This is a genomic window from Streptomyces sp. NPDC056628, from assembly GCF_042792555.1.
Lineage (GTDB): Bacteria > Actinomycetota > Actinomycetes > Streptomycetales > Streptomycetaceae > Streptomyces.
The window spans coordinates 22,785-33,609 of sequence record NZ_JBHTWG010000052.1 but is presented as its reverse complement, the minus strand read 5'-3'; the positions used below and the strand labels follow the sequence as shown (position 1 = coordinate 33,609).

Annotated in this window: 7 protein-coding genes and 3 pseudogenes; 5 read left to right on the top strand and 5 right to left on the bottom strand. The window is 67.2% G+C overall.

Annotated elements, in window-relative coordinates; translation table 11 throughout:
- The first annotated feature begins 117 nt into the window (after positions 1-117).
- Positions 118-1,358, top strand: a pseudogene (locus tag ACFRAC_RS34310) (IS3 family transposase).
- A 110-nt stretch (positions 1,359-1,468) separates the two neighbouring features.
- Positions 1,469-2,197 (top strand): DUF2625 family protein, encoded by a 729-nt coding sequence (locus ACFRAC_RS34305; RefSeq protein ID WP_382938248.1) that lies wholly within the window; start codon positions 1,469-1,471, stop codon positions 2,195-2,197.
- Positions 2,198-2,201: 4 nt separating this feature from the next.
- Here ACFRAC_RS34305 and ACFRAC_RS34300 read toward each other — a convergent pair.
- A protein-coding gene (locus ACFRAC_RS34300) for an IS5 family transposase (RefSeq protein WP_382938256.1) occupies positions 2,202-2,998 on the bottom strand; the annotation gives its coding sequence in 2 pieces (ribosomal slippage) (positions 2,202-2,665 and positions 2,665-2,998; 798 coding nt in all).
- A 52-nt stretch (positions 2,999-3,050) separates the two neighbouring features.
- Positions 3,051-3,704 (bottom strand): hypothetical protein, encoded by a 654-nt coding sequence (locus ACFRAC_RS34295; RefSeq protein ID WP_382938246.1) that lies wholly within the window; start codon positions 3,702-3,704, stop codon positions 3,051-3,053.
- A gap of 782 nt (positions 3,705-4,486) precedes the next feature.
- Between ACFRAC_RS34295 and ACFRAC_RS34290 the strand changes: the two genes are divergently transcribed.
- Positions 4,487-4,633 carry a hypothetical protein gene (locus tag ACFRAC_RS34290; RefSeq protein ID WP_382938243.1) on the top strand — a complete coding sequence of 49 codons (147 nt, stop codon included), beginning with the start codon at positions 4,487-4,489 and terminating at the stop codon, positions 4,631-4,633.
- Between the two features lie 331 nt (positions 4,634-4,964).
- Here ACFRAC_RS34290 and ACFRAC_RS34285 read toward each other — a convergent pair whose 3' ends face one another.
- Complete coding sequence (locus ACFRAC_RS34285; protein WP_382938241.1) at positions 4,965-5,498, bottom strand: peptidoglycan-binding protein; 534 nt, start codon at positions 5,496-5,498, stop codon at positions 4,965-4,967.
- 314 nt (positions 5,499-5,812) lie between these two features.
- Here ACFRAC_RS34285 and ACFRAC_RS34280 point away from each other — a divergent pair.
- Positions 5,813-6,028: pseudogene (locus ACFRAC_RS34280) on the top strand (transposase); the annotation flags it as partial.
- A gap of 270 nt (positions 6,029-6,298) precedes the next feature.
- Here the strand turns inward: ACFRAC_RS34280 and ACFRAC_RS34275 are convergent.
- Both ACFRAC_RS34275 and ACFRAC_RS34270 read right to left on the bottom strand, forming a co-directional pair.
- Complete coding sequence (locus ACFRAC_RS34275) at positions 6,299-7,552, bottom strand: low temperature requirement protein A (RefSeq protein ID WP_382938239.1); 1,254 nt, start codon at positions 7,550-7,552, stop codon at positions 6,299-6,301.
- 597 nt (positions 7,553-8,149) lie between these two features.
- Positions 8,150-8,428 (bottom strand): annotated as a pseudogene (locus tag ACFRAC_RS34270) (transposase); the annotation flags it as partial.
- A 119-nt stretch (positions 8,429-8,547) separates the two neighbouring features.
- Between ACFRAC_RS34270 and ACFRAC_RS34265 the strand changes: the two are divergent.
- Positions 8,548-10,500, top strand: coding sequence for an amino acid transporter (locus ACFRAC_RS34265; RefSeq protein WP_382938237.1), 1,953 nt, complete (start codon positions 8,548-8,550; stop codon positions 10,498-10,500).
- The last annotated feature ends 325 nt before the right edge of the window (positions 10,501-10,825 follow it).

The window sequence follows — 10,825 nt, the reverse complement described above, 5'->3', positions numbered from 1 at the left end:
CGGGCGGATAGCTGCGGGGCATCACGGCCTCCGAAGGCTGCTGGATCGTCAATTGTCCAGCAACCCGACTCCATTAGAACCGGGGCATACCACTCGATTCCCTGAGAGGATCGAGTCATGGCACGTCCGTCCCCCTACCCTCCCGAGCTTCGTGAGCGTGCGGTGCGCATGGTCGCGGAGATCCGCCCCAACTACCCGACGGAGTGGGCCCCGATGAAGGCGGTTGCCGCGAAGCTGGGCATCGGTGCCGCTGAGACGGTGCGGACCTGGGTCCGCAAAGCCGAAGTCGATGCCGGCCAGCGTCCGGGCGTGACCTCCGACGAGGCTGCAGAGATCAAGCGCCTGAAGGCGGAGAATGCCGAGCTGCGGCGGGCGAACGAGATCCTCAAGGCGGCGTCGGCTTTCTTCGCAGCCGAGCTCGACCGGCCGTCGAAGCGCTCGTAGCGTTCATCGATGCGCACCGCCAGGTGTTCGGAGTCGAGCCGATCTGCCGAGTCCTGACCAGCCACGGACTGAAGATCGCGACGAGCACCTACTACGCGGCGAAGAACCGCGCCCCCAGCACCCGGACTGTCCGCGACACTGAGCTGAAGACGCAGATCAGCCGCGTCCACACGGACAACTTCGGCGTCTACGGCGTCCGGAACATCTGGCGGCAACTGCGTCGCGAGGGCATACCGGTGGCCCGCTGCACCGTGGCACGGTTGATGCGCGACCTGGGCCTGGAGGGAGCCCGGCGAGGGAAGAAAAGCCGCACCACTGTCCGGGACGACGGCCATGATCGGGCCGCCGACCTGCTGCAACGCGACTTCACCGCATCCAGGCCGAACGAGCGATGGGTCGCGGACTTCACCTATGTCGCCACCTGGTCCGGGATCGTCTACGTCGCATTCGTCGTGGACGTGTTCTCCCGGTCAGTCGGCTGGTCCGCCGCCACCAGCAAGCGGGCCAAGCTTGTCCTCGACGCCCTCGACATGGCCCTGTGGCGCCGGGACCGAGCCGGAACTCCCGCCGGACCGGGGCTTGTTCATTATTCAGATGCAGGCAGTCAGCACACGTCTTTCGCGTTCACCGCGCACCTCCTCGACGCCGGCATCGACGCCTCGATCGGCACGGTCGGCGACGCCCTGGACAACGCGCTCATGGAGTCCCAGATCGGCCTCTACAAAACGGAGCTGATCAAACCCCGCAGGCCCTGACACGGCCTCGCTGACGTCGAACTCGGCACCGCGGAATGGGTCGACTGGTTCAACAACCAGCGCCTTCACAGCGCGATCGGAGACGTCCCGCCCCACGAGTACGAGACCAATCACTACGCTCAACACCAGCCCCGACCGGCGGCTGGAGTCAACGCATAGAGTCTCCACCGATCCCGGAGCGGTTCACCTTAGAGATCATCTCGTTTGGTGGATCAAACTGAAGGTGCCCCGCGGACTGCGCTTTTTAGCGCTGGTGCGACGATGCGGAGATGCGCGAGGTCGATGAGCTGCTCAACGTCGATGATCCAGCCTGGCCGCTCCTCCTCCAGGAGCTGTCTGGCACCGACGTACCAGTTGAGGTGCTGCCCGGCAACACCGAGGTAGGCCGCGCCTCGCTGTTGCAGCTCCAAGTCACGGCCCGGTCGAACCTGGGAGGGATCGTCTTGAATAGCGGCGGTCTGCTCGTGGACAGCGGCTGGTTGCGGATCTTCGGAAGCCCGGGTGACACCGGCGCCGAGAGGCTGCCGGGCCTGGCGGAGATCAACGCGATGCCCGAGAGGTTCGATCCGGCCTGGCAGCCCGTTGCGGGGCTCGTGGTGGCGCACGATGTGCTGGGCGGGGTGTTCGCCCTCAACGGGGGCAACCCCCGGGGGGCCGGGCGGCCCGGCGAGCCGGGCGAAATTCTCTACTTCGCCCCCGATTCCCTTGGCTGGGAAGGGCTGGGCGTCGGGCATTCGGCCTGGCTGTCCTGGATTCTCTCCGGAGGGCTTCAGGAGTTCTACGAGGGCCTGCGGTGGGACGGCTGGCGTGCCGAGGTCTCCGTGTTGAACGGCCGGCAGGGATTGTCGTTCTTCCCGCCGTTGTGGTCCGCCGAGGCCCGCCAGGACCTGTTGGCGGCCAGCCGTCGTGCGGTGTCCATGGCAGAGCTCCTGGGGCTGAGCCGTGACTCGTGTCGTGGGTTCGACGGCACTGACCCGGGTTTCCTCGGAGCCGTCTGAACCGTCACGCGCCCAGACGCCGGTAGCAGATGAGCGCGGCGGCGATGCCGGCGAAAGCGAGGAAGTGTTCGGCCTTGCGTTCGTAGCGGCGGTGCAGGCGGCGGCACCCGGCCAGCCATGCAACGGTCCGTTCCACGGTCCATCGGTGACAGCCCAGGCGTTGGGAGGACTCGATGCCCTTGCGGGCGATGCCCGGGGTGATGTTCCGGGAGCGCAGCCACCGGCACAGGTGGTCGTAGTCGTACCCCTTGTCGCCATGGAGCTTGGCGGGCTTTCGTCGGAGGGGCCCGCGGCGGGAGCGGATGGGCGGGATGCCGCGCACGAGGGGTTCGAGGCCTTGACTGTCGTGGGTGTTCGCGGCGGAGATCCCGATGGAGAGGGGCAGACCGGTCCGCTCGGTGGCCAAGTGGATCTTTGAGCCCTTCTTGCCGCGATCCACGGGATTCGGACCTGTCAGGTCCCCCCTTTCAGAGCCCGCATGTTGACCGAATCGATAGCGCACCGGGACCAGTCCAGTTCCCCGCGCGCACCGAGTTCGTCCAGGACCAGGCGGTGGAGCTTGCCCCAGACCCGGGCTCGGCTCCACTCGGTGAACCGCCGGTGCGCGGTGGGGCCGGATGGGCCGAAGACCGGCGGCAGTTGCCGCCAGGTACAGCCGGTCGTGGCCACGAACAGGATCGCCACCAGCACTTCGCAATCACCGTAGCGGCGTCGGCCACCGCGCTGCGGACGCACCGGCGCGGCCGGGACCACCCGCTGGAACAACTCCCAAAGCCCGTCCGGCACCAGACGCCCCACCATTGCCATCACGACCGCCAGCCTAGTGATCAAGCCAGTTGAGACGATCTCTTAATCACTCAAGAGTCAACCGGGTCACGTCGGGCATCTCCCAGATCGCCTCCTTATCGTCGGCCCTGGCCAGGCCGCTCTCCACAAGCAGCCGCAACCATCTGTCCCGGTATCGGCCGCGCCGGTCACGGCCCGTGACAACGCCCGGTCCGATCATGGCTGCGACAAGCTGGGGGTAGGCCGGCCCGAGGACGAAGCGGTCGAAGAACGTGACGATGTCGTTCGCGAACACCAGGACGTCCATCGTTTCGTCCCGGTGCTTGTACAAGTGAATGTAGTCGTCGATGTCGAAGGAGTAGACGTCCCCGTCGTCCAGGTCCAGCCATATGCGGTCGGCGCACTCGATGTCCTTTGGGGCGCGGTGGCGCTCGCAGCCGATGGCCAGGGGACTGCCCAGTGGGCAGTACGGATCGATCGCCCGGGCCACCCACGCGGCTGGGCCCTGGACCTCGTCGGGCTGAAAGAAGCGGAAGTGGTCGGCGCCCAGCCGCGAGAAGAGGCCGAACACCTCGGTGACCCCCTGCGGCAGTTCCGGAACGGGCTCCGGGTTCCTCGCCCCCTCGATGATCACCCCGAAACCATGCTCAGCCTCCACCTGCGTGATCAGCTCGAGCTTGGAGCGAATCCGCTCCAGCCCTTCCCGGCACCCCTCGTCCATCGGACATCCCCTGTTCCCGTCATCTCGGCCTGAGGAGCAGGGCGGAGTGAGGAGCATGCTGAGCCGGGTAGCCGTCTACCCAGACATCCACGCGAGTGCTCCCCGCCCTGGTCGCGATGCTCGCCGGGCCGGATGTGTGCGCCACCGACCGTATCGTGCTCACCGATGACATCACGGCCGGCCCACGTCGGCCCAGGTTCTCGATCGGCGCTGCCACGTAGCCTGCCCAGGCGTGCGTGGATAGCGCACGGCAGCCGCTCCCAGTTCCCTTCCCGGGGGCCAGGCTCATACGTCGTTCAGTCACAGCAGTCGCAACAACACTTGCACGGGTTGCAGCAACCACCACCACCGCAGCAGCCGTGACCCGTGCCCCCGCCGGAACCACCAGAGCCACCGGACCCCCGATCCCCGCCGCCCGAACCTCCGGCTGACCCGACCGAGTTGCCGCCGCCCCGGCCGCCGAACCAGCCGACGCCCCCTGAACCGCCCTGGTCCGAGCCGCCACCGCGGTTGCCGCCGCCGAACTGCCAGAGCTCTCCGTCGTCCTCGATGCAGATGCAGCAGTTGGAGCACACCCCGCAGCCACGGCACAACCGGCGCCACGGGCCACACGGCCGGCACTGCCCTTCCCACGGCCGGCCCGACGCCATCGAGCCGCCCTCCGGGGCCGCGCCGGCAAGCGCCTCTGTGCCGCAGGCCGTGCCGGTCTCCAAAGGTATTTCCGTCGCCGTACGGCGTCCCGACCAGGGCAGCATGCGTGAGCCCCGCGCCTGGTGGCGACGATGCCGGGGGTCGAAGACGCGGTCAGTGGCACGCTTCAACTCGTCGCCCAGGAGCACTCGTACCAGCCACCCGTCGACGAACTCGGCTTCTGCCAGATCGAGTCGCATTCCGTGGGCGGTGTCGTCACTGAGCCGGCGTGCATCTAAAGGCTGTCCCGTAACTCCTGAGGGGGTTGAGGCGTTGACCGGTCATGGGTGGGGTGATGTCAGCACAACCCAGGCAGACGGGAATCATGCCGGAGCCAGCGACCCCATGCTCCAGGGCCTATACACACTCGAGTGCGATGCCGGGGGCCTGAAGGCGGCGACATCGCATTGGTGTGCGTGTAGGGCCTGCGATCTTGGGCGCGGGCCTCTGACCGGACTGCGTGATGGCAGCCATAGCTATGCGGGCCTGGCGCCGCAGCTACTCGCAGCTGGACGTGTCGGGCCCGTCTCCCTTCTGGGAAACGGGCCCCGCTGCACCAGGCGGCAGGCGTCAGCTGCAGGTCCGGTAGTTGTAACCGGCGTTCCGCGAAGCGCCGCCCGCTTCGGCGAACTGGTAGACGCCGTCCGGGAAGCGATGCAGCATGAAGCTGCGGGCCGAGCCGGCGTAAACGAGATACAGGTCCGAGTCAGTACCCCCGGAGTATCTAATCCAGCCGGCGGCATCGCTCCAGCTCGCCCTCCCGGCGCTTCCGTCGGCCGTCAGGCCGTTGTCCGATTGCCAGTTGGCGGTCGCGGTCTTGGTCCTGCTTCCGAAGTCGCCGTCGACGTCCGTGGACGAGAGATAGCCGTGTGCCCACAGCACCGTCTGCCACAGACAAGTAGCGTTGGACGTCCTGTTCGTGTTGGTATCCACGACGCCCTCGTTGCCCCAGTCGTCGCTCCAGGCTCCTGCCCCGGTGACGTAGTCGAGGCCGCTGTAGGTTCCGCTCGCCGCGGCCGGAGTGGCGCTCACGGCAAGGACGGCGGCGGTCAGCGCCCCCACCGTGCACGCGCCCCACTTGATGCGCTTGGTATGCGAACTCATAAAGACTCCCGGATTTGGCCCCCCCTTGGAGCCGGACCGCGCTATTAGATCGCATTCGCCAACTGGTTGACACGGAAAGTTCGCGCCATCGTGTTCGCGCCACTCTGTGCAGTACCTCGCCTCGCGGGTACGAGAGAGCAACTGTTGGACTGCTGGCCCATCCTCGTCGACCTTGCACACGGAGAGGTGCGATTCGGAACCCTGGACGAGCGACATCTGTGGAGGAACCTGAGCGCCTGACGGCTGTCCGCAACCGCAGTTACGGGACAACCCTTAGGGCGTGTCTCTTTGATCGGCTGATCAGTTGATCGGATATGTCTGTCCGATTAGTGATCACTGATGCGATGTGGGACCGGATCGAGCCGCTGATGCCGGCCGATCCGGTCCGCGGTCGGCGATGGGCCGATCACCGCCGAACCTTGGAAGCCATCGCGTGGGCGCACCGCACCTGCTCGCCCTGGCGGGACCAGTCGCACGAGCTCGGCTCATTCCAGACCGCTCATAAGCGCCTGATCAGGTGGGCCGTGGACCGACCACGAGTTCAGCGCTCACGTCGGCCGATAGACCCGTGATCCCCCGGTCCCTGATGATCGCTGCACGAGACGCGTTCCCCACCACACGATCATGATCAACGATTAGGAAGCCCACGCCTCACCGCTACCGTGAACGAGGTCGTTAGCCACCCTCCGACACGGTGGCATCTTCCAGTACCAAGTGGTGTTCGTGCGGCAGATGCTGGACTTTCTCCGTGACTGACCGACGGTCCGCCTGGCGGTGGCCCACCCCTCCACGCATGTCCGTCAGCCGGCAGACCGCTCGTTGATCAGGGAACCCTCGCTCAGCCAGCGAACGAAGGCGAAGACCCAGGTGACGAAGAGCAGGAGAAGCAGGGTCAGGGCGAGGAGCCACGGGGCGGGGCGGAGCCATCCGACGACGAGGGCGCCGACGGCTGCCGTGGTGAGCGCCGTCTGCACCGATGTGCGGAGGGACGGACGGCGGTCGTAGTCCGCGAGGGTGGGCAGCAGCACCACGGTCGTGATCAGCATGACGGCCACCGATCCGCCCATCAGCCAGCTCACGGCGACGGGGGTTCGCTCGTCCGCGGCGTGCTTCACCAGGCCGACCATGCCGGCCCCGGCGGCCGCCACGGCCATCGACGACGGCAGGTGGACGAAGATCCACGTGGCCAGGGAGTGACCGGTCTCGCGGGGCATGCGCCGGGCCAGCAGGTCGGCGTAGTGCCACCAGAACCCGAAGCCCACGGCGAGCCCCAGCAGGCCCGTCGTCGTCACCACGGCACCTCGTTCGGTGTCCGTCAGCCCGTTCACGACACCGACGACGACCTCGCCGAGCACGATGATGATGAACTGGCCGAACCGCTCGACCAGCGGTTCCGTCACCACCTCGTAGCTCGGCGCCCTGCGCCAGGAAATGAGGATCACACACTCCACGGCACACCACGCGACGACGAAGACCGCCCAGACAACGAGACGGGCGTCGGCCGACAGCGGCGCCGAGACGGCCATCACGACGATGCCCACGACCATGACGATCAGATAGCGGCGGGGGGTTCTGCGCAGCTCCGGTGGGTCCAGCCGGTACACGGAGAACCACTGGTAGCTCAACAGGGCGAGCAGGATCGCGTACAGGATCGCCAGTGTGCGGCCGTCGCCGCCGTCCGCGTGGCCGACGTAGACCGCCATGAGGGACAACAGCAGCATTTGCACGAAGATCAGCGACCGGGTGTGGCCGTCCTCCCGGCCGTGCAGTTCGTAGAAGAGCGTGCCGTTCAGCCAGGCGATCCAGATCAGTCCGAAGACCACGGCGAAGGTCGCCGTGCCGCGCCAGGTGAAGTGCTCCGCGAGCGTGTGGGCCGCCTGGCCGACCAGGACGACGTAGACGAGGTCGTAGAAGAGTTCCAGGTAGCTGACGCTGCGGTCCCGATCCACCTCGCCGTGACGCCGTGGCGGGCGGAACAGCCACCGCCGGGCACCGGTGCCCAGGGGAACTCCCTTCGGGACGCCAGGACGGGGCTCGGGGGCACTGTCGGACATGCGTGGCTCCTGCGGGCGGCCGGACGTGGGGCGAAGCGATCGTGACGGCTGTGCGGCCGCCGTATCCGCAGGCACGCCGCACCGCTATACCTCAGTTCAAGGCGGCTCCCTACTCCGGTGATCCCAGGCGCCGCAAGCGATACGCCGACAAGTGTGATCCGCGCCCACTTACGCTCTTTCCGTATCGACATGGCGCCTTTCTCAGTCATGAACAGTCCGCCCACCGATGGGTCTCCCACCAAGCGTGAGCTGACGAACGTACACAAAGCACGGATTATGACTCGGTACTGGTTCCAGCTCAGCTTGAATCATCAGCTGAACGGGTGAAATACACAGGCGCACGAAAGCACAATCCATTATCTTCAGCACGCCCCCGCAACCCCCCGCGCGGAGCAGCCCCTTCCAGCCGCAGACCCCATCCAGGGCACAAAAAACACGCGGTGATGCCCACGATGTGAGGTATGACGGCGACCGCCACCACAAACCCGACGGCCAACCTCGCCGTGACGCTCAGCGGCCGACCCTCGCCCTCGCCCCGGCCAGGACGACGCAATCACTCGCGCCAGACGCGCTATGCCCGGCGCCCGCTGCGCCACTGAAGGAGCCTCCCCGGTCGCGGGGCACGGCTATCTCCGCTGGTCCCACGTCGGTTAGCACGGTCTTGCAGCGTTTACCGTTGCGGGGGGGGCTGGCGCCGTTCGTGCCGCCGGATCGTGCTTGTCATAGTCGAGGTTGTCGGTGATCTCGCCCTCGAGAGCGGACTCCAGCAGCCGCTTGGTCAGCTGCTGCAGCAGCCCCCCTCAGCCGCAGGCCCGCGGCCTGGGCCCGGCTCACCAGCTCGTCGATGAGCTGGTCGTCCACGGCCTTCGCCGACACAGTTGCTGCCGACTCGACGGCCTCCTGCGCGTCTGCGTCACGCTGTGTGCATACGCTGGTGCCGCCGTCCGCGTGATGGCCGGAACCCCCACGCCGACCCGCGTACCAGGAGCACGCCGATGGCCACCACCGAACGCCCGCTGCACCGCCTGCGTGCCTGGATGCTGCAGGGTCTGTCCGACATGGGCAGGGCGGGCGGCCACACCGGGCCCCACGCTGTACCGGAACCGGCCCACAAGGGCCGGCCGTGGTACAGGGTCATGTGCCTCACCGGCGTGGACTACTTCTCCACGCTCGGCTACCAGCCGGGCATCGCCGCCCTCGCCGCAGGCCTCCTGTCGCCGGTCGCGACCATTGTGCTGGTGGTGGTCACCCTGGCCGGCGCCCTGCCTGTCTACCGCCGCGTGGCCCAGGAGAGCCCGCACGGTGAGGGGTCGATCGCCATGCTGGAGCGGCTGCTGTCCTTCTGGAAGGGCAAGCTGTTCGTCCTGACGTTGCTGGGCTTCGCGGCCACCGACTTCCTGATCACCATCACGCTGTCGGCCGCGGACGCCTCCACCCACCTCGTGGAGAACCCCCACCTCAACGAGGCACTTCACGACAGGCAACTACTGATCACTCTGATCCTCATCGCGCTGCTCGGTGCGGTGTTCCTCAAGGGCTTCCTGGAGGCGATCGGCGTCGCCGTGGTCCTGGTGGGCGTCTACCTCACCCTCAACGCCGTGGTGGTGGTCACGGGTCTGTGGCACGTGATCACCGAGGGACACGTTGTCACCGAATGGTCCAGCGCCCTGACCGCAGAACACGGCAACGTCCTCGCCATGGTCGGCGTGGCCCTGATCGTCTTTCCCAAGCTCGCGCTCGGTCTGTCCGGCTTCGAGACGGGCGTGGCGGTGATGCCGCACGTCAAGGGTGACCCGGGGGACACGGAGGAGAGCCCGAAGGGCCGGATCAGGGACACCAAGAAGCTGCTGACCGCCGCGGCCCTCATCATGAGCTGTTTCCTGATCACCACCAGTTTCATCACCACGCTGCTGATCCCGGAGAAGGAGTTCGAGCCGGGCGGCCAGGCCAACGGACGTGCCCTCGCGTTCCTGGCGCACGACTACCTGGGCAACATCTTCGGCACGGTCTATGACATCTCGACGATCGCCATCCTCTGGTTCGCGGGAGCCTCCGCCATGGCCGGCCTGCTCAACCTGATGCCGCGCTATCTGCCCCGTTACGGGATGGCCCCGCACTGGGCCGGAGCCGTCCGCCCCATGGCCATCGTCTTCACCCTGGTCGGATTCCTCGTCACCTGGATCTTCGACGCCGACGTCAACGCCCAGGGCGGCGCGTACGCCACCGGCGTCCTGGTGCTGATCAGCTCGGCGTCGATCGCGGTGACCATCGCGGTCCGCAGGGCGAGGCAGCGGGGCTGGTTCGTCGCTTTCGCGGCGATCTCCGTGGTGTTCCTCTACACCACAGTCTTGAACGTCATCGAACGCCCCGACGGTGTGAAGATCGGCGCCTGCTTCATCGCGGCCATCATCCTCATCTCCTTGCTGTCGCGGCTGCTGCGCGCCTTCGAACTCCGCGTCACCAGCGTGACGCTCGACAACATGGCGGAACGATTCGTCCGGGACATCGCCAGCCGCAAGATCCGCTTCATCGCCAACCAGCCCGACAACCGGGACAAAGCCGAGTACCGCGAAAAGATCGAGCAGATCCGCGCCGACAACGACATCCCCGAGCATGAGGACTTCGTCTTCCTGGAGGTGACCGTCACCGACCCCTCCGAGTTCGAGACCGGGCTGACCGTCCGCGGCGAGGTCCTGCACAACCGCTACCGCGTCCTCACCCTGGAGTCCTCCTCCGTCCCCAATGCCCTGGCGGCCCTCCTGCTGCATGTCCGCGACACGACTCGCGCCGTCCCGCACATCTACTTCGAGTGGACCGAGGGCAATCCCTTCGCCAACTTCCTGCGCTTCTTCCTCTTCGGCCAGGGGGAGGTCGCCCCGGTCACCCGCGAGGTGCTGCGGGAGGCGGAACCCGACCGGGCGCACCGCCCTCGGGTACACGTCGGCTGAGGCGGGGGCAGCCGGAATGGGCGCAGTGACCACAGACGGGACGCGCGTGTTACCCGGCCATGACCACTCGGTCGACGCGCTCACGCACACAGGCTCACCGACCGCAGCCGTGGCCTGGGGGCAACACCAGACGAACACGTCGGGGGTGGGGTGCCGGTGACGGGGGTGAGGCCGGCGGCGACGATGCCCGGGGCAGGCCTTGTTGATGAGAGTGCGGCTGTCGGTCAGTTCAGGCGCAGCCATCGCCATCAAGCTGGCCACCCAACGGGCCCACCGGCCAACCGTTCGACGTCACCGGCATCGTCCCCTGGTGACTTTCCGACTC

Coding starts and splice junctions, on each gene's coding strand:
- ACFRAC_RS34305 (WP_382938248.1), top strand. CDS start 1,469: ATGCGCGAGGTCGATGAGCTGCTCAACGTCGATGATCCAGCCTGGCCG.
- ACFRAC_RS34295 (WP_382938246.1), bottom strand. CDS start 3,704: ATGGACGAGGGGTGCCGGGAAGGGCTGGAGCGGATTCGCTCCAAGCTC.
- ACFRAC_RS34290 (WP_382938243.1), top strand. CDS start 4,487: ATGCCGGGGGTCGAAGACGCGGTCAGTGGCACGCTTCAACTCGTCGCC.
- ACFRAC_RS34285 (WP_382938241.1), bottom strand. CDS start 5,498: ATGAGTTCGCATACCAAGCGCATCAAGTGGGGCGCGTGCACGGTGGGG.
- ACFRAC_RS34275 (WP_382938239.1), bottom strand. CDS start 7,552: ATGTCCGACAGTGCCCCCGAGCCCCGTCCTGGCGTCCCGAAGGGAGTT.
- ACFRAC_RS34265 (WP_382938237.1), top strand. CDS start 8,548: ATGGCCACCACCGAACGCCCGCTGCACCGCCTGCGTGCCTGGATGCTG.